12 protein-coding genes and 1 other RNA gene are annotated in these 18,988 nt (G+C 48.3%); 10 read left to right on the forward strand and 3 right to left on the reverse strand.

The annotated features are described in order from the left end of the window. Nucleotides 1-31: 31 nt before the first annotated feature. Complete coding sequence (locus tag AC27IB_RS15485; protein ID WP_487122025.1) at nucleotides 32-2,914, reverse strand: M16 family metallopeptidase; 2,883 nt, start codon at nucleotides 2,912-2,914, stop codon at nucleotides 32-34. Nucleotides 2,915-3,116: 202 nt separating this feature from the next. Between AC27IB_RS15485 and phhA the strand changes: the two genes are divergently transcribed. The 6 genes from phhA to maiA all read left to right on the forward strand — a co-directional run bounded on the left by phhA (nucleotide 3,117) and on the right by maiA (nucleotide 9,749). Then, nucleotides 3,117-3,914 (forward strand): phenylalanine 4-monooxygenase, encoded by a 798-nt coding sequence (phhA, locus tag AC27IB_RS15490; RefSeq protein WP_296051382.1) that lies wholly within the window; start codon nucleotides 3,117-3,119, stop codon nucleotides 3,912-3,914. Between the two features lie 142 nt (nucleotides 3,915-4,056). Beyond that, a complete protein-coding gene (gene tyrR / locus AC27IB_RS15495) occupies nucleotides 4,057-5,613 on the forward strand; it encodes a transcriptional regulator TyrR (RefSeq protein ID WP_296051384.1) in 1,557 nt (518 codons plus the stop codon). Between the two features lie 203 nt (nucleotides 5,614-5,816). Then, nucleotides 5,817-6,908 carry a 4-hydroxyphenylpyruvate dioxygenase gene (gene hppD, locus AC27IB_RS15500; RefSeq protein ID WP_296051387.1) on the forward strand — a complete coding sequence of 364 codons (1,092 nt, stop codon included), beginning with the start codon at nucleotides 5,817-5,819 and terminating at the stop codon, nucleotides 6,906-6,908. Further along, on the forward strand, nucleotides 6,901-8,031 hold the full coding sequence (locus AC27IB_RS15505) for a homogentisate 1,2-dioxygenase (RefSeq protein ID WP_487122102.1): 1,131 nt from the start codon (nucleotides 6,901-6,903) through the stop codon (nucleotides 8,029-8,031). The genes hppD and AC27IB_RS15505 overlap by 8 nt, the downstream gene beginning before the upstream one ends. A gap of 12 nt (nucleotides 8,032-8,043) precedes the next feature. Further along, complete coding sequence (locus AC27IB_RS15510; RefSeq protein ID WP_487122028.1) at nucleotides 8,044-9,054, forward strand: fumarylacetoacetate hydrolase family protein; 1,011 nt, start codon at nucleotides 8,044-8,046, stop codon at nucleotides 9,052-9,054. A gap of 41 nt (nucleotides 9,055-9,095) precedes the next feature. Continuing rightward, nucleotides 9,096-9,749 (forward strand): maleylacetoacetate isomerase, encoded by a 654-nt coding sequence (gene maiA / locus AC27IB_RS15515; RefSeq protein WP_296051392.1) that lies wholly within the window; start codon nucleotides 9,096-9,098, stop codon nucleotides 9,747-9,749. A gap of 24 nt (nucleotides 9,750-9,773) precedes the next feature. On the opposite strand, the gene AC27IB_RS15520 is transcribed toward maiA, so the two are convergent. Continuing rightward, complete coding sequence (locus tag AC27IB_RS15520; RefSeq protein ID WP_296051395.1) at nucleotides 9,774-10,241, reverse strand: Lrp/AsnC family transcriptional regulator; 468 nt, start codon at nucleotides 10,239-10,241, stop codon at nucleotides 9,774-9,776. 202 nt (nucleotides 10,242-10,443) lie between these two features. Here AC27IB_RS15520 and AC27IB_RS15525 point away from each other — a divergent pair, with 202 nt between their 5' ends. Together AC27IB_RS15525 and ffs are read left to right on the forward strand one after the other, a co-directional pair. Next, entirely contained in the window at nucleotides 10,444-11,502 is a 1,059-nt protein-coding gene (locus tag AC27IB_RS15525; protein WP_487122031.1) for a Glu/Leu/Phe/Val dehydrogenase dimerization domain-containing protein, read from the forward strand. 80 nt (nucleotides 11,503-11,582) lie between these two features. Further along, nucleotides 11,583-11,679: signal recognition particle sRNA small type (ffs, locus tag AC27IB_RS15530), an RNA gene on the forward strand. A gap of 19 nt (nucleotides 11,680-11,698) precedes the next feature. On the opposite strand, the gene AC27IB_RS15535 is transcribed toward ffs, so the two are convergent. Then, a complete protein-coding gene (locus tag AC27IB_RS15535; protein ID WP_487122033.1) occupies nucleotides 11,699-11,971 on the reverse strand; it encodes a late competence development ComFB family protein in 273 nt (90 codons plus the stop codon). A 581-nt stretch (nucleotides 11,972-12,552) separates the two neighbouring features. Between AC27IB_RS15535 and AC27IB_RS15540 the strand changes: the two genes are divergently transcribed. Together AC27IB_RS15540 and AC27IB_RS15545 are read left to right on the forward strand one after the other, a co-directional pair. Beyond that, a complete protein-coding gene (locus AC27IB_RS15540; protein WP_487122035.1) occupies nucleotides 12,553-15,546 on the forward strand; it encodes a TonB-dependent receptor in 2,994 nt (997 codons plus the stop codon). A 415-nt stretch (nucleotides 15,547-15,961) separates the two neighbouring features. After that, the gene (locus tag AC27IB_RS15545; protein WP_487122037.1) at nucleotides 15,962-18,850 is read left to right on the forward strand and encodes a TonB-dependent receptor plug domain-containing protein; all 2,889 of its coding nucleotides are present in this window, start codon (nucleotides 15,962-15,964) and stop codon (nucleotides 18,848-18,850) included. Nucleotides 18,851-18,988: the final 138 nt, after the last annotated feature.

An 18,988-nucleotide genomic window follows, 5' to 3' on the forward strand; every position in this document is an offset into this window, starting at 1 on the left:
TTTATTTTTTGTTGTTTTGGTTTCGAACCTTTTAGGTTGGGTTGATAGGATTCCCGTAAATATCCAGTACAACCGGCTCGCCGTAGCCAAGCGCTTTAATGCGCTCCAGTTGCGTAGCGGCATCACCTACCACCAGATAAATCATTTGTTGTTCATTTAGGTGTTGCTTAATCACCTGATGGATATCTTCCAATGTAGCGTTCTGCACAAATGCCTGTTGGTGAGCAATGTAATTGTCTGATAATCCCAGTGTGCTGATCTCTTCCAGCATATTAAGCTGACTACCCAACGTTTCAAAGCGTCTGGAGTTAGCCTTAATTACCATGTTTTTAGCGGTTGCCAAATCTTCTTCGCTGTAAGTGGGCTGGTACTGGCCAATTAGCTCTCTGAAGATCTCCAAAGATTCCAGGGTCACATTGGTTCTTACCTGGGAAGCGGCAATAAAGGGCACCTGGTACTGCGCTGCGGGCAAATAAGAATAGGCGCCATAGGTGTAGCCTTTCTGGATCCGCAGGGTTTGGCCTAACCGGGCACTCATGCCGCCACCGAGGCGCTCATTGGCAAAATCAATTGCAAAGAAATCGGCATTTGAAGCAGGTAAAACCGGTTTCCCAACATAAATAACGGATTGTTTGGCATCGGGTACATCCACAAAATACACCACGGGTTTTTCTACCGGCGTTACCGTGGGTTGTTCGGGCAGTGTCATTGCCTCGCCCTGCCAGCCTTTAATGGGAGCGGCTGCCATTACGGCTTCTTCCGGGCTTAGTGCACCAACTACATGCAAGGTGGCTTGCCTGGGCGACATGACTTTTTCGTAATACGCCTTAACATCAGCCAGGGTAATGTTTTCCACACTGGCCTGAGTTCCGCCCATCGGCTGGCCGGCAACATGATCTTCACCATACAGAAGATGCGCAAACACATTGCTGGCAATACGTGCTGCATTGCCTTCGTCACGCTTAATGCGGGTTAAGCTGGCGGATTTAAGACGTGCAAACTCATTTTCGTCCCACCGGGGCGACAGTAACATTTCGCCTGCCAGTGCCATCAGCGCCGGGTAGTGTTTGGCCAGCACGCGACCAGATAGCTGAATACTCTCCCGATCTGCAGACACCGAAAGTTGTGCACCTAACTGGCCAATCGCCTGCTCCAGTTCCTGGGGTGTTTTACTGGCGGTCCCTTCGTTGAGAAGCTGTGCCATTAGCGCCGCGGTGCCCGCTTTACCTTTTGGATCGAGCCATTGTCCACCCTCTACAGTGAGGGAGAAGTTAACGACGGGCAGTTCGTTACTGGTAATGCCAATCAGGTCTACACCGTTATCGAGTGACTGATGCCAGATATCGGGCGTAGTGAGGGTGGGTAACTCTGATAGCGGTGGTTCTGAACGGTCGTGAACCGTAAGAGTTTTGGTAAACTCGACCGGCTTTTCTTCAAACTCTGGCTCGCTGCCAGCCACAATGGCTTCTTCTTCTACCGGGGCTTTGGTTGAACCGCTTAATACCAGTTCGGGCTGATCCTTGGGTACAAACGAAGCCACTATTGCGGGTTGGTTATACACATACTGATTAAATACCCGCATGATGTCTTCACGACTGACTGCCTGAATATTGGCAATATCCTGTTCGATAAAGTCCGGTGAACCGGCGTATTCATTGTAGATCCCCAGTTGCAGGGCTTTATCCAGAATACTCTCAATATTGTAATAAAAGGCCGTTTCCTGCTCGGCTTTGATGCGTTGTAGCTGTGCGTCGGTAAAGCCATTTTCAGCAAACTCATCCAGCGCAGTGCGGATACCGGCATAAACGTTGTCGAGTGGCACATCGGCATTCGCCTGAACGTTAATGGCAAAACTACCGGCAACTTCATTGGTATCTGACCAGGCGTTCGGGCGAGGCGCCAGTTTCAGCTCTTCTACCAGTGTTTTATATAACACTGCATTTTTGCCGTCACTTAATAAGCGGCCCAGTGCATCCAGTGCATAAGCGTCTTTGGTATATTGCGCCACCGTCGGGTAAGTCAGGCGTAACAGAGGCAATTTGGCAAAATTGTCCAGATGATAAAGTTTTTTGTCGGCCTCCAGGCTAACCGGTTGCGGCGCAAGGGCAGGGCTTGGCTCGCCGGATTTAATTTCACCAAACCATTTAGCCACTTTTTCCTTTGTCTCAGTAATATTTATGTCACCGGCAATTACCAGCGTGGCATTGGCCGGCATGTAAAACTGGTTATAAAACTCCCTGACATCGTTCAGTGTAGCGGCCTGTAAGTCTTCTAAATCGCCAATTACGGTCCAGTTATAGGGGTGATCTGCAGGATACAGGGCTTTTCTCACAACATGGCCCATGTGGCCATAAGGGCGATTATCCACCCGTTGTCGTTTTTCGTTTTTTACCACCTGTTTTTCCCGCTCCAGGGTACCCTGATCAACGGTATTGATCATGTATCCCAGTCGGTCGGAGTCGATCCATAATAATTTATCAAAGGCGTCTTTGGGGACCACTTCATAATAAATGGTACCATCGCTCCAGGTGCCGCCGTTACGGGTCCCACCAAGCTCGGGGATCATTTTACGGTTTGCCCCTTTAGGCACGTTTTCTGAATCGTTAAATGACATGTGTTCAAAAAAGTGAGCAAAGCCGGTACGGCCTGGCTTTTCACGGTTCGACCCTACATGAACCACAGTGGCCATGGCCACAATCGGATCGGATTTATCTACGTGCAAAACAACCGTCAGGCCGTTGTCCAGCTCATAACTCTCATAGTCCACACTCAGCGAGGCAGAGTCATTGTTGACAGACTGAGTGGCAGCTTGTTCAGGGGCGGTAACGGTTTGCTGGGTAGTTACAGAATTGTCGCTACAACCCAGTACGCCCATGATGCTCATGGCCAGTAAAGTGGTTTTTATCTTTATCATGGTTTTTTTATTTTTTCCGTCGTTAAAGTTACGCCAGCATAAACAACCTGTTGGGACGTTTCAAATGCCTTTGTTGGCGCGCTATTAACGGTGAATTGTAAAATTAATGTTACATAACGGTGGCGTGTATCCTCATCCTAAAGGTTTAGTGTGACGATTAAAGGGGTAAACTTGGCCTGTCTTTAATAACCATATTTGGTCTATGTCTAAACAATCAAAATATAATTCAAAAAAACCAGACATTAACGGAATCATTCAATGGAGTGATGAGGAAAATGCCATTTGGAGCGAGCTGTATCATCAACAGATGGCACTGCTGCCCGGACGGGCCTGCAGCGAGTACTTTGAAGGGCTGGACCTGCTGGGTCTTTCACCCCGGGCGATTCCCCAGTTGCCGGATATCGACAAGGTTCTGCAAGCCACTACCGGGTGGCAGACCGCTGCCGTGCCAGCATTAATCAGCTTTGGAGAGTTTTTTGAACTGCTGGCCAATAAACGCTTTCCGGTGGCAACGTTTATTCGCAGCCGGGAAGAGTTTCATTATTTGCAGGAGCCCGATATCTTTCACGAAGTCATGGGCCATTGCCCGCTGCTCACTAATCCATCCTTTGCCGCTTTTACCGAAACCTACGGTAAACTCGGCCTTAACGCCAGCAAAGAGGAAAGGGTGTTTCTGGCTCGCTTGTACTGGTTTACCGTTGAGTTTGGCCTGGTTAAGGAAAACGGGGAATTAAGAATTGTCGGCGGCGGTATTTTAAGTTCACCTAAAGAAACCTGCTATGCACTGGAAAGCGATGTGGCTGTTCGCCATCCACTGCAGGTTCTTGATGCCTTAAGAACGCCTTATCGCATTGATATTTTGCAGCCCCTTTATTACGTACTGGACAATTTCAGCCAATTAATGGAAATCTCGAAAATGGACATGATGCCAATGGTGCATCAGGCCCGGCAAATGGGTTTATTTGAACCGCTATTCACGCCTAAACAGCGCGCAGGTTAAACGCCTGGGTGACTGCCAGTTCTTTTGTTTTGCGCTATTTGTTGAGGAATTGAACAATTAGCGCAGCTTTCGCGTATTAGACTTTAAAAGTAATGATATTGTGATATCTTGTAAAATATAGTTTACAGTTATTGAGTGTTCAATGCGTTTAGAAATCAGCTGTCAGGACCGTCTTGGTATTACCCAGGATGTGTTGGATATTTTGGTCACCCATAACATCGATCTGAGAGGTATCGAGATTGATGAAGGCGGCAAAATATTCCTTAATTTCCCAAATATAAAATTTGAAGATTTTCAGCATTTAATGCCAAAAATACGGCGTATCGAGGGCATCGAAGACGTTAAAACCACTTTGTTTATGCCTGGTGAGCGGGAACGTAACCAGCTCTCTGCCATCGTGCAGACCTTACCCGACCCTGTTTTCTCAATCGATAACAAAGGCAAATTGTTGTTGTGTAACGATGCCGTATCCAGCGGGCTGGAAATGGATGTAGCCGAATTGCTGAACACAGAAATCAGTGAATACGTGAAAGGCTTCAACTTTAGCCGGTGGCTGGAAGGGAAATCGCCCGGCCATAAAAGCACCAAGGTGAAGTTTATTCAGCAGGATTTTGTTGCCGATATTCTGCCGATTACCGTGCCTGATGCCTCAGATACCACCATCCTGGCCGGCGCAGTCGTCATGCTAAAATCCGAAGTCCGTCTGGGCCAACAAATAAACGTATTCCATCAGCATGGCACCGATAGCTTCGATAAACTGGTCACGCAGTCTCCGGTAATGCAGCAAACGATCAGCGAAGCCAAACGAATTGCCGACCTTGATGCCCCTATACTGATATTTGGTGAAACGGGCACCGGCAAAGAAATGCTGGCCAAAGCCTGTCATCAGAGTAGTCGCCGGGCCGATAAAGCCTTTCTGGCACTCAACTGCGGTGCCTTACCAGACAATGTCGCTGAAACAGAGCTGTTTGGTTACGCTGCCGGGACTTTTAATCAGACCGAAGGCAAAGCCGGTTTGTTGGAACTGGCCGCAGGCGGCACTTTGTTACTGGATGAAATTGCTGACATGTCTGTGCACCTGCAGGCTAAATTGTTGCGGGTGCTCGAAGACGGTGAGTTTCGTCGGGTAGGGGATGTTAATCCGGTGGCCGTGGACGTCCGGTTTATTTGTACAACCTGCCAGGACCTCGGCCAGCTGGTGGACGAAGGTAAGTTTCGTAAAGAATTGTATTACCGGCTTAACGTGCTGGGGCTGGTAGTGCCGGCGCTGCGTGAACGCCGCTCCGACATTGTTCCCTTATCAGAATCCTTCATTTTACAGCACAGCGCTAAGCTTGGTCGCCGCCCTGCTAAACTGAGCAAGTCATGTGTGGAGTTTCTGCAGCAATATCCGTGGCCGGGCAATGTCCGTCAGTTGCAAAATGCTTTATTCAGAGCGTTATCATTACTCGATGGTAATGAAATCACCAAAGAAGACATTCAGCTTCCCAGCTGCACGCCGAGCATGACCTACGTGGATGAAAACTTCGAAGGAACGCTCGATGAAGAGGTTAAGAAGTTTGAGCGGGATTTGCTGCGCAAGCTTTATCCTTCCTACCCAAGTACCCGCCAACTGGCGAAAAAACTGGGCTTAAGTCACACCGCCATTGCTAACAAGCTACGCGAATATGGCATAAACAAAGCCACTGTAAAGCTTTAGTTACATATTTTTCGCATCATGACGGGCTGCCTGAGGCGGCCCGTCTGCGTTTCTGCCTGCAGAAATCTTCTTCCTACCTAGCGTCATGTTTTATTTACAAAAAGTGTAAACGCCACCGCTTTAGTGTTGGTCTGGCATAGCTATCCGCAAGACCGTTTCTCTGATTATATATGTTGCATAATTGTTAAATGGAGAGAGTGAACATGGCGAATAGCAAAAATTATAATCCTTTAGGTACCGACGGCTTTGAGTTTGTTGAATACACGGCAGCCGATGAAGAAGGTATCGAGGCGCTTAAACACTTATTCAGCTCGTTAGGCTTTGCTGAAGTTGCTGAACATAAATCAAAACGCGTTTGGCTTTATCGCCAGGGCGACATCAATTTTATTGTGAATGCGGAGCCGGCCTCACAGGCTGAAGAATTCGCCCGCTTACGCGGCCCCAGTGTGTGTGGTATGGCATTTCGCGTAAAGGATGCCAAGGCGGCTATTGAGCATGCCAGGCAGCATGGCGGCAAACAGTTTCACGGTAACCTGGGGCCCATGGAGTTAAACATTCCGGCTATTTACGGTATTGGTGAAAGTACCCTGTATTTTGTTGATTTATACGGTAAGCAAAGTATTTATGATGTCGACTTCCGGTTTTACGCAGACTGGCAGGAACGGATGGCCAGCGCCGGTGCCGGCCTCCAGTTGGTGGATCACCTGACCCACAACGTAAAACGCGGCAATATGGCTGTATGGGCGGAGTTTTACGAGAACATTGGTAACTTCCGCGAAATTCGCTACTTCGATATTGAAGGCAAGCTTACCGGCCTGGTCAGTAAAGCCATGACCTCGCCGTGCGGCAAAATTCGTATTCCGATCAATGAGTCGGTTGACGACCATTCGCAAATTGAAGAATTTATCAAAGCGTACAACGGCGAAGGGATCCAACATATTGCACTGGCAACCGATGATATCTACCAAACCGTCTCTGACCTGAAAAGCCGCGGCCTGGCGTTTATGGATACGCCTGATACTTACTATGAAGCAGTTAATGACAGAGTCAAAGGGCACGGCGAGTCCATTGAGCAATTAAAAGAGTTGAAAATCCTGATTGATGGCGCGCCGGAAAAAGATGGCATTCTGCTGCAAATATTCACCGATACCGTTATAGGCCCGGTCTTTTTTGAAATTATTCAGCGCAAAGGCAACGAAGGCTTTGGCGAAGGTAACTTTAAAGCGCTGTTTGAAAGTATCGAACAAGACCAAATCCGCCGTGGCGTGCTGAATGTTGAGGACGGCAATGCGTAACCCGGCGCGTTTTCCGCTTAAAGAAGGCCTGCATTCACGGCAGGCCCATGCTGACTTACCCGAACAGGCACTGTACGAACGGGAAGTGGGCCGGGAAGGTTTCTTTGGCCCGGCATCGCATATCCATCATAAGCATCCGCCTACCGGTTGGGTTGAGTGGGAAGGCGATCTGCGCCCCAGGGCCATGGATCTTAATCAGCTCAACGAGTTGGCGCTGGCGCGCTCACCGTTCTGTTCACCGGTGATCCTGCACAATGCCCATTGCCAGTACCGTTTCTGGCACTGTGAGGCACCCATGACCGAATTGGCACGTAACGCCGATGGCGATGACTTGCTGTTTGTGCATCGCGGCCAGGGGGAGCTGTTTTGTGATTACGGCCACATGCCGGTGAGCGAGGGCGATTATATCGTGATACCGCGTTCAACAATGTGGCGGCTAACGCCGCAAACCCCAATGCAGTTGCTGATGATTGAAGCCACTGACGACAGCTATCAGCTGCCTGAAAAAGGCATGGTAGGGCAGCACGCGGTATTCGATCCGGCGATGCTGGAATACCCGCGGATTAATGAAACGTTTCTGGCCCAGCAGGATGAAAATACCTGGAGGGTAGATGTTAAACGCCATCAGCGCTTATCGCGCATTACTTACCCGTTTAATCCTCTCGACGCGCAGGGGTGGCACGGTGATTTAACTGTGATGAAAATTAACTGGCGCGATATCCGCCCGTTAATGAGTCATCGCTATCATTTACCACCTTCAGCGCACACAACTTTCGTGGCAAAACGCTTTGTGATTTGTACTTTTGTACCACGCCCTATTGAGAGCGATCCGGGCGCACTTAAGGTGCCGTTTTACCACAGTAATGATGATTTCGATGAGGTGCTTTTTTACCATGCGGGCGATTTTTTCAGTCGCGACAACATTGAGGCGGGTATGGTGACTTTTCATCCGGCTGGCTTCACCCACGGTCCGCACCCTAAGGCATTTGCCGCCGGTCAGGCGCATGCTAAAACCTTTACCGACGAAGTGGCAGTAATGCTGGATACCCGTGATGCGCTGCAGGTGACTGCCGCCGCTCAAGCGGTGGAAAACCCCGAGTATGTATATAGCTGGCGGGGCTAAGAGGAGAATAAAATGAAACTAGCAACCTATAAAAACGATTCCCGGGACGGGCAGTTGATGCTGGTCAGCCGGGATTTAACCCTCACGTGCAGCGCGGCACCGGTTGCACAAACCATGCAGCAGTTACTCGATAACTGGGATGCCCTGGCCGAGCCGCTCAATGCGCGTTATCAGGCTTTATGTAAGGGCGAACTGCTGGGCGAAAAATTTGATCCACAGAAGTGTCATTCACCGCTGCCCAGAGCCTATCACTGGGCTGATGGCAGTGCGTATGTTAATCACGTCGAACTTGTCAGACGGGCCCGGGGGGCCGAAGTGCCTGAAAGTTTCTGGCATGATCCTCTGATGTATCAGGGCGGCAGCGACGACTTTATTGGCCCCTACGACGATATTAACGTGCCGGATGAAAGCATGGGCATTGATTTTGAGGCTGAAATAGCAGTGGTCACTTCGGATGTGCCGATGGGCACGGATGATGAGCACGCCGGCAGTTTCATAAAACTGCTGATGCTGGTTAATGATGTCTCGCTAAGGGGCCTTATTCCGGGCGAACTGGCCAAAGGCTTTGGGTTTTATCAGTCAAAACCATCCAGCAGCTTTGCACCGGTAGCGGTAACGCCTGACGAGTTGGGCGATAGCTGGTTTGACAACAAGGTGCATCTGCCTCTGCTAACGAAGTATAACAACGAGTTGTTTGGTAAACCCAATGCGGGCGTTGATATGACCTTTAACTTTAGTGAGCTGGTTGCTCATGCCGCGCGCACCCGCAACCTCGGCGCGGGCACCATCATTGGCTCCGGCACGGTTTCCAATAAACAGGGCACCGATCATGGTTCGGCCATTGTGCATGGCGGTGTGGGTTATTCCTGTATTGCGGAAGTCAGAATGATAGAAACCATCCGTGATGGTCAGCCTTCGACAGCCTTTATGAGTCACGGTGACAAGGTAAGAATCGAAATGACAGATGTTGCCGGCGTGAGTATTTTTGGTGCCATAGAACAGCGCGTAAATATTGAAAAATGAGTTATGCTTAGACTAACAACAACGACAATAAGGTTGCGCAAATGAGCTTAAAACTTTATGGCTACTGGCGTTCGTCGGCAACTTACCGGGTCCGCATTGCTTTAAATTTGAAGGGACTGGAATACGAGTATGTCCCGGTCCATCTGGTAATGGAGGGCGGGCAGCAACATCAGGAAGGGTATGACCGGCTTAACCCGGCGCACCTGGTCCCCACATTTGTTGATGACGATGAGGATATTATTCTCAACCAATCGCTGAGCATTATTGAATATCTCGATGAGCGTTATCGAGAGCCATGCCCTTTATTGCCAGCTCACGCGGTTGAAAAAGCCAGAGTCCGAGCGCTGGCGCAGGATATCGCCTGTGATATTCAGCCTCTGGCGAATCTGCGGGTACTCAATAAATTGCAGGATGACTGTGGTTTATCAACTGAACAATCGGCCGACTGGGCCAAACAGTGGATCACCCGTGGGCTGACCGCCATTGAAAGACGTTTGCAAACTCAGGCCGGCCGATATTGTTTCGACTTTGATGTGACCCTGGCAGATGTCTGTCTTATTCCTCAGGTCTTTAACGGCAAGCGGTTTAATGTGGATATGGCTCAGTTTCCTTTGATCAGCAAAATTTATGATCAGTGCTTATCGCTGGAGGCGTTTCAAAAGGCGCAGCCGGAAAATCAGCCGGATGCCCCTTAAATGAAGGTCAGTGAAGCGTCTGCTTCACTGATTTTTAATAGGTAACGAAGTCGTATTTTTCACCTGCTTCAAGGCAAATGTTGAACTCAGATGATCAACGCAGGGCAGGTGAGTCAATTTGGTTTTCAGTAAATATTCGTATTCTTCAATACTCTCTACAATCACTTTCAGCAAGTAATCTTTTTCACCACTGGTGGTGTGGCATTCAACAATTTCTTCAATCGACTGCACGGCATTTTCGAAGTCGGTCAGCGAGTCGCCATCATGATTTTTGAGTGACACATAAATGAACACTGATACGCCTAAGTTGAGCTTTTTACCATTCAGTAACGTGACTTTGCGAAGAATGATGTCTTCAGCTTCGAGGCGCTTTACGCGTCGCCAGCAGGGCGTGTGAGACAGCCCCACCTGCTGACTCAGATCAGCCATGGAAATCGTCGCGTTTTGTTGTAAAACCCGCAGAATTTCGCGGTCAAATTTATCCAGTTTCATCGAGGGTGCCTGCGCCGGAAGTGATTCCGGTAATTATGATAGTTATTGTGCTTACATTATAATACTAGGATAACCATCCTAGAAAGCGGTGCAGTAAAAAAAAGCCCTTGCGGGGTGTAAATTTAATGCCCTAAAGACGCAACGCTTGTCCTCACCCGGCTGCGCTACTATACACTTTTACACTTAAGGAACTGTGAAGATAATGTCTGTGTTTGAACATTCAGAATTTGATGCCCATGAGCATGTTGCGTTTTACTCGGATCCGGTAACCGGATTGAAAGCGATTATTGCAATTCACAATACCAATCTCGGGCCATCGCTGGGCGGGTGTCGGATGTGGCCTTATCTGAACAGCAGTGAAGCGCTCACTGATGTGTTGCGTTTATCAAAAGGCATGACCTACAAAGCCGCTATGGCGAATCTGCAACAAGGCGGCGGCAAAGCTGTGATTATCGGCGATCCGCGCAAAGATAAGAGCGCAGCCTTTATGCAATCCATGGGACGGTTTGTAGATAGTTTGAGTGGTCAGTACATTACAGCAGAAGATTCGGGGATCACCGTTGATGATCTGAAAGCAGTGGCTAGTCAGACTCGTCATGTGGCCGGTACCTCTGCGCAATATAATGCATTAGGTGAAACGCCTACCGGCAATCCCGCACCGTCGACGGCTTACGGTGTATTTGTCGGACTCAGACAAACGGTAAAACACGTGCTTGGCAGTGACCTGAAAGGCGTTAAAGTGGCTATTCAGGGCATGGGGCATGTGGGCTATCGGCTGGCTAAACAGTTACATGCGGAAGGGGCCGAGCTTTACGTTGCGGATATTTTCCCGGAAGGACTGGAACGGGCGCAGAAAGAACTCGGTGCCACGGTCGTCGCGCCAGAAGAAATATTAACCCTGCCGGTAGATGTGCTCGCTCCCTGTGCCATGGGGTCATCAATTAACGATGAGTCCGTGCCGGATATTCGCGCCAGAATCATTGCCGGAGCAGCCAATAATCAGCTAGCCCGGGAAGAACTGGGGACGGTTTTACATAAGAAAGGCATTTGCTACGCTCCCGATTATGTTATCAATGCCGGTGGGATTATTGATATTTATCATCAAAAGCAGGCCGATAGCTCAGACCAGGCGCTGCGGGAGCATCTGGGCAGGATAGGCGACACTCTGACGGAAGTGTATAAGCGTGCAGAGGCCGAAAATGCGCCTACCAATTTGGTGGCTAACCGTATTGCGGAAGAACGATTTGCAAAGCGGGGTTGAACTTTAGCTAACAAGTCGTCATAATGCGCCGCGCTCGTGACTTGTAACAAAAGCACGGCGCGCAAGTTTCTATGGTGGGCTTTTGGTCCTCCCGCAATGATACTCTGTGAACCCGGTCAGGCCTGGAAGGGAGCAGCCGCAGCAGACGACTCATGTGCCGGGATGTGGCTGGAAGCCTGCCACCCAATATCCTGTTTTATTCCTGGCGTGTTTTTGGCTGATCCAAAAATTTAATTGCCTTGTCGATAGCATATTCCACATTCATTTCCATTTGCTGACGTTCGCTCTGTGGCAGGTAAAAAGCCATATCTACTTCGTAGCGAATATAGCGCGGTGGCACCTGGTTTAAAGCCAGGCAACACAAGTCGGCGAGATAATCGACAGACTTATTTTGATCTAACCCCAGTCGCGCTATGCGTTCTAACACCAGATGTTCATAGTAATTATGGATATCGTCATCTAATTTCACTGCATTTTCCTATTTTCAACAACCTAACAGTATTCAGTTATAGCCATTATGCCTGAGTTGTCGAGCCGGTTTATGACAAAAAGCAGATTTTGACGGCGAATGAGTAGAGGGGACACCTGGTTCCGTGAATCACCCTTTGGGTAAAATGTAGCACTCACCGACACCGTGAACCTCATCAGAAAATCGTTTTACCGTATTTTATTTTGGTTAAAAAATAGTCAGTTTTACAAAAGTTTCATCATACAATTGAGATATTTGCTGTATTGCGATTAATGACTTGTTTGTGAGGGTAAATAGCATGAGTTTGTTTCCCTGCCTGATCATTCTGTTGTCAGCGTAAAATAGAAACTCCCGCAATGTAACAAAACTGTAAAGTTGTGGAATAAATATAATACAAATTATACTTTTTGATGGTTTGTTGCTCAGATTCTGCGCCTTCAGAACCCCCGCAAAATTGTCTGCACCTTGGTTTGCTGCTTAGTATGACTTCGGGAAAATTCCCAATCTAATGTCATAAGTCGTTATAAAAGCGACAGATCTTCCAACCGCTTTGATAAGCCGGTTGGTCCAGGGAGATAGAAATGTTCAATATGAAGAAAAGCATAGCTGCAGTAGCAGTGGCGGCATCACTCGGCATGGGCGCCAACGCTTATGCAGGGAACAATGATGGTGGTATCGTGGTAAGTGTTAGCGATGGCAGTGAATCACCACTTTCTAACGTATCCATCGTTATTCGCAACACCAACACCGGCTTTCGTCGCTCGGTAACGACCGACAGTGATGGCAACCTCCGAGTGGGTCTGTTACCCGTTGGTACTTATGAAGTGGTCGCTGAAAAAGACGGCTACGATACTGTATCGCTCGGTGAAGTAACGGTTAAGATTGGTCAGAACACGAATGTTAATTTTACACTTTACCCGGACAACGTTGAAACGATCTCGGTAACCGGTTCAGCCATCGCCAGTATCGATTTTACCTCTACAGAATCCGCGCTTAACATCAGCGCCGTTGAGCTTGACCGCTTGCCAGTGCCACGGAGCGTAACCTCTGTAGCCCTGTTGGCACCGGGTACCACTCAGGGTGATAACCGCTTCGGTGGTGTGTCTTTCGGTGGTTCATCGGTAGCAGAAAACCAGGTATATATTAACGGTCTTAACGTTACTAACTTCCGTAACGGTCTGGGATTCAGTAATCCTCCGTACGAATTTTACGACCAGTTCCAGGTTAAGACCGGTGGCTACTCGGCCGAATTTGGTCGCTCGACTGGTGGTGTGATCAACGCCGTAGTTAAATCAGGTACTAATGAATTCCACGCCGGTGCGAGTGCTTACGTAGTGCCTTCTGACCTGCGTGAACAAGCGCCATCCGTCTTTGAGGAAGATGGTTCTTACTACACCTATCGTGACAACGATAAAAGCAGCACCATTAATTACAACGTCTGGGCGTCTGGTGCGCTGATTGAAGATACGTTGTTTTTCTACGCGCTGTATAACCCACGTGATGTTGAATCACGCAGCGACCGTACGTTATCAGACGGTAACCTGAATGAAAGCAGCGATGACAATGCGTTCTGGGGTGTGAAGCTTGACTGGAACATCACCGATAATCATCGCCTGGAATTACTGACTTTCTCGGATGACTCAGAAAACGTTACCGATATTTACAACGTGCCTGAAGAAGGGGAGAGAACACAGATTGGTTCTTCAACTTCATACAGTGGTGGTACCAACTGGTCATTGAAATACATTGGTTACCTGACAGACGATATCACGATGTCTGCCATGTACGGTGAGAATAAATACGACCTGACCACAGCGACTAACTCTTCAGCGGATTGTGCACTCGCTCTGGATTACCGTTATTACTATGGCTTTGCCACAGACATTCCGGGTACCGGTGTGGTAAGTAATGGTTGTGCAACAACCAGCAACTACTTCCTGGAAGAAGGCGAGGATACCCGTGAAGCTATGCGTCTCGACTTCGACTGGGCAGTAAGCGATGATCATTTACTGCGTTTTGGTATGGATAACGAAACCAACACGTCTTTCAGTAACCAGTTTTATTCTGGTCCTACAGGTGCTTACTACTTAGTTTACGGTGGTTTTGACGGTGAGACGGTTAACAATGTTGTGCTGGATGCTAATACCGATTATGTGATGGCCCGTACCCGTACCGTTGGTGGTAACTTTGAAACAGAAGCGTCTGCTTTCTACATTGAAGATACCTGGACGGTCACTGATGAGATTACGCTGACCTTAGGTTTACGTAACGAACAGTTCGATAACAAAAACGCATCGGGTGAAACCTTTGCGAAAATCGATAACATGTGGGCACCTCGTTTAGGTTTTGCCTGGGATATCGGCGGTGTAGGCGAGCATAAAGTGTTTGCCAGTGTCGGTCGTTACTTCCTGCCTGTGGCAAATAATACCAACGTTCGTCTGGCTGGTAACGAAGCCGACCAGCGTAACTACTATGAGTTTACCGGTTGGGAAGAGTTTAGCTATAACGGCGGCACTTACTACACCCCAGGACTGGGCGATCAAATCGGTAGTACCCGCGTAACTTCGACCGGCGAAGTACCTGATACCCGTTCAATCGTTTCGAATAATCTTGACGCCATGTACCAGGACGAAATCATCATTGGTTACCAGGGCATGATTAACGAAGACTGGAGATGGGGTATCAAGGGTACGCAGCGTCAGTTAAACGGTGCTATTGACGATATGATCATCGACCATGCTATCGCCGAACGTTTTGGTTGTGGCGATGGCTATCACCCGAACCAGTACGTACTGGGTAACCCGGGTGAAAGCATGGAAGTGTACACCGATACCGACTGTGACGGCAGTGTGGATGACTGGGCAACCTTCACCGCAGAAGAACTGGTTTATCCTGAAGCGGAACGGACTTACTACGCTGTTGACCTGAACATCGCTAAAGCGTGGGATGGTGTGTGGAGCCTGGATGCAACTTACACCTGGTCACACAGCTATGGTAACTCTGAAGGTCTGGTTAAATCAGATAATGGTCAGGGCGATGCGGGTCTGACTACCGATTTCGACTTCCCTGAATTGATGGACGGTGCCTATGGTAACCTGCCAAATGATCGTCGTCATATGCTTAAGGTGTTTGGATCTTACTCTATTACCGAAGAGCTGACAGTGGGTGTGAACTACTCTCTGCAATCTGGCCGCCCGGTTAACGCCTTTGGTGTTGCTCACCCTGGTCCGGATGGTGAAGTGGATTACGGCTATACGTATTATCTGTCTACCGACAGTGGTGCCTTGAATGATGATGGTTCTATCATTTACGACTATGAACAGGTAACTCGCGGTTCACAAGGTCGTACGCCATGGGTTTCCCGTGTCGACGTCAACCTGGCATACACCACAGAGATTGCCGGATTGGATACGCGTTTCAAAATCGACGTATTTAATTTGCTCGACGCAGATAATGTGACTCGTATAAACGAAGTTGCCGAAAGTGCTCAGGGTCAGGCGAGCCCGCGCTATGGTCTGGCGCAGGCATTCCAAACCCCTCGTTACGTACAAATTAGTGCTAACGTTACTTTCTAATAAAAACCAAGCCCCTGATTTATCAGGGGCTTTTTGTTTATGTTGAAGCTATTCGAAATCACCGTTTGTGATCACGTTTAGCAGCAAAAAGCAAACAACTGTTTAAAATTAGCGTAATTAAAAGCATAAGATATTGTGAATATTTATTAACACTATGTAAGGATTTGTTTACGATAAGAATTATTTATTAGCAAACTGGCGGAACTTTTTGGAATAGAAGTTCACCGCCTAGTTGATTCTTCCTGCGCTATCTGGTTATTATCGCCTGAGACGCGTTGCGTTTGTCGATAAAAATCGGCAAGTCGTCTGCTTTTTTAAAGTAGCGTAGCGTCTGTAAAAAGGTGCCGCGTCTATTAAAAAAAGTCGTTATCAAGCGACAACCATAAAAGTAAATAGTGGTCCAGGGAGACAATTAATGTTTACAAATACTAAACTGGCTAAGTCAGTGAAGCTGGCTTGCGCCTTCGGTTTGGCCTCGTCGGCCGTAATCGTACCTAACGCAGTTTTAGCGCAGGAAGCCGATGAAGCCGAAGCTAAAGCAGTAGAGAAAATCTCAGTTACCGGTTCTCGTATTCGCAGAGCCGACCTCGAATCAGCCAGCCCGGTTACCGTAATCAGCAGAGAAGAACTTGAATTAACAGGTCTTACTGACGTAGGTGACTTTATCCAGAGCTTACCTTCAATGTCTGGTTCACCAATCGGTACTACTACCAACAACGGTGGTAACGGTTCCGTTCAAATCAACTTACGTGGTTTAGGCGCAGTTCGTACTCTGACGCTGGTAAACGGTAAGCGTGTAGTTGACGGCGGTGACTATCAGGCGATTCCTTCTGCCATGATTGAGCGTGTTGAAATCCTGAAAGATGGTTCATCAGCGGTATATGGTGCCGACGCGGTAGCGGGTGTTGTAAACATCATTACCCGTAAAGATTTCGAAGGTGTTGACGTAACGCTGCAAACTGCAGACTGGTTCGACACTGACGGCGCTGGTCAGGATTCTCTGTCTTTATTATTTGGTCAGACCTTCGACAAAGGTAACTTCGTATTCGGGATCGAACGTGTAGATCAGGACGAAGCTTTCCAGGCTGATACGCCTTGGGACTTCATGCAGAACTCTTACTACATCTATCCTGCAGGCTGTGAATCTCAGGTAACTGCAGCTTATGACGGTACACCAGAAGGTGGTTGTTATCCGGTAGGTTCTTCGCGTATTCCTGAATCTCGCCTGCCTTTCTACAGCCAGGGTACTTTCCTGATTGGCGATCCGGCTTCTTCACCTAACGAAGTAGGTTTAATGACGCCGCATGACGGCCGTACTTATAACTACGCGCCGGTTAACTACATTCAAACGCCATTTAAGCGTACTAACATCTTTGCTGAAGCAAACTATGAAGTAAGCGACTCAGTTCAGTTTAAAGCTGAGTTCCGCGCTAACCAACGTACTTCTGCACAGCAATTAGCGCCACTGCCATTCACTGGCGGTGACCCAATGTACGAAGGATTCTATGACGATCCAGCTACCGGTAACACCGTTGCGTTCACTGGTGTTTCTCAGGATAACTATTACCTGAGAAGAGCTGTTGATGCGTACAACACGGCAAACGGTACTTCTTTAGCCTACGAGCCAGTGGTTAACCCACGTCGTCGTATGATTGAAACCAATCGTCGTTTTGAGCAAGACATCACTCAGTATCAATGGAATGCAGAGCTGACAGGTGAGCTGGATAACGATATGTACTGGGAAGTGTATATCGGTGAAGGTCACAGAGCCAACGTAAGCCGTGACTTCGGTCAGTTTGCGGGTTCACGCCTGTTTAATGCCCTTGGCCCATCAGCTGACTTAGATGGCGACGGCATTCCTGAGTGTTACGCCGATGTCAATAATCCTGGTACCTTAATCCAGGGCTGTGTGCCATTAAACCTGTTTGGTGGTGGTGCAGTTGATGCCGCTGGTAACCCAACCGTTACTACTCTGACGCAGGACATGCTGGATTACGTATCTCTGGATACAGTTGATACTATCACTCAGAAACAGCGCCTTGCCGGTGCTAACTTATCTGGCGTAGCGTTTGACCTGCCAGGCGGTGAGCTGGGTTGGTCTGTGGGTTGGGCTTACTGGAGACAGAGCCTCGACAGCATCCTTGATTCAGCGAAAACTATCGGTGCAGTCACCGGTAACGTTGGTGCAAGCACCACAGGTTCACTGGTAAACAACTCTGCATTTGGTGAGATTTACGCACCTCTGTTTGACAACGGTGAACAAACTCTGAGCATGACTGTTGGTCTGCGCTACGATGACTGGGACGCGTTTGATTCTGGTACTACCTACCAGGTTGGTCTTGAAGGTACTGTAGTTGAAAACTTAAAACTGCGTGCTACCTACGGTACGGTATTCCGTGCACCAACTATCAGCGACTTGTTCGGTGGTGTGGTTGATTCATTCCCACAATATGTTGACCCTTGTATTCCTGCTGCTGGTGAGCCTCTGCCTCCAGGTTGTGCCCAGGTTGGTGTTCAGTTAGATACTCAGGTTAACGCGAAAGTTGGTGGTAACCCTGACATCAAGCCAGAAGAAGGTAATACCTTTACTGCTGGTATCGTTTACTCTCCATCAATCGGCGAACATGACCTGACGTTCATCGCTGACTACTGGAAAGTTGAACTGGAAGACGGTATCACTTCACTGGGTGTAAACCGTATTCTGAGCGATTGTTATGAGAACCAAAACGACGCAGCTTGTGCGCTGATTACCCGTAACCCTGATTACTCAATCAACAACATTGTTGATACGCAACTTAACCTGGCAGAATTCACTGCTGAAGGTGTTGACGTAGAAGTACGCTGGGCCTACGAATCAGACCTGGGTCAGTTAAATGCCGCCGTTATCTATACGCACCTGTTAGAGCGTACTTCACAGCAAACAGCTGAAAGTGAAGTTGTTGATTTCGCAGGTATGTTTGTTGGCTCTAGCTTCCCACAAGACAAAGCTAACGTACAACTGCGCTGGACTAAAGACGACCTGTCTGTTGCGTTACTGGGTGAGTACATTGGTGAGTTAGATAACGATAACTCTCCGTTTGCTGCGTACTTCCCTGAAGGTTACATGCAGAAAATCGACTCTCAGTTCTACACTGACGTAACTGTGAACTACGCCTTTGAGTCTGTTCGCATTACTGCTGGTGTAAGCAACCTGACTGACGAAGCTCCTCCATACATTGATGGTGGTTTCAACGCTTCAACCGATCCTTCTACTTACAGAATGTTCGGTCGTGGTTACTTCTTAAGACTGAACTGGTCTTACTAAGAGAACTTTTACTTACTGCGAGGTAAGTAATTAAGAAAAGCCAGTGACTTTGCTCACTGGCTTTTTTATTTTCTGGTGTTTGCTTCTTCTTCTAATAATGATTAGATAGACCTAACGAAATAAATAACGATAAAAAGT

The organism is Alteromonas sp. 4NH20-0104, assembly GCF_057547795.1.

Excerpts from the sequence above, each read along its gene's own strand:
- AC27IB_RS15485 (WP_487122025.1), bottom strand. The coding sequence starts at position 2,914 with ATGATAAAGATAAAAACCACTTTACTGGCCATGAGCATCATGGGCGTA.
- AC27IB_RS15520 (WP_296051395.1), bottom strand. The coding sequence starts at position 10,241 with ATGAAACTGGATAAATTTGACCGCGAAATTCTGCGGGTTTTACAACAA.
- AC27IB_RS15510 (WP_487122028.1), top strand. The coding sequence starts at position 8,044 with ATGAAACTAGCAACCTATAAAAACGATTCCCGGGACGGGCAGTTGATG.
- maiA (WP_296051392.1), top strand. The coding sequence starts at position 9,096 with ATGAGCTTAAAACTTTATGGCTACTGGCGTTCGTCGGCAACTTACCGG.
- AC27IB_RS15525 (WP_487122031.1), top strand. The coding sequence starts at position 10,444 with ATGTCTGTGTTTGAACATTCAGAATTTGATGCCCATGAGCATGTTGCG.
- hppD (WP_296051387.1), top strand. The coding sequence starts at position 5,817 with ATGGCGAATAGCAAAAATTATAATCCTTTAGGTACCGACGGCTTTGAG.
- AC27IB_RS15505 (WP_487122102.1), top strand. The coding sequence starts at position 6,901 with ATGCGTAACCCGGCGCGTTTTCCGCTTAAAGAAGGCCTGCATTCACGG.
- AC27IB_RS15545 (WP_487122037.1), top strand. The coding sequence starts at position 15,962 with ATGTTTACAAATACTAAACTGGCTAAGTCAGTGAAGCTGGCTTGCGCC.
- AC27IB_RS15540 (WP_487122035.1), top strand. The coding sequence starts at position 12,553 with ATGTTCAATATGAAGAAAAGCATAGCTGCAGTAGCAGTGGCGGCATCA.
- phhA (WP_296051382.1), top strand. The coding sequence starts at position 3,117 with ATGTCTAAACAATCAAAATATAATTCAAAAAAACCAGACATTAACGGA.
- tyrR (WP_296051384.1), top strand. The coding sequence starts at position 4,057 with ATGCGTTTAGAAATCAGCTGTCAGGACCGTCTTGGTATTACCCAGGAT.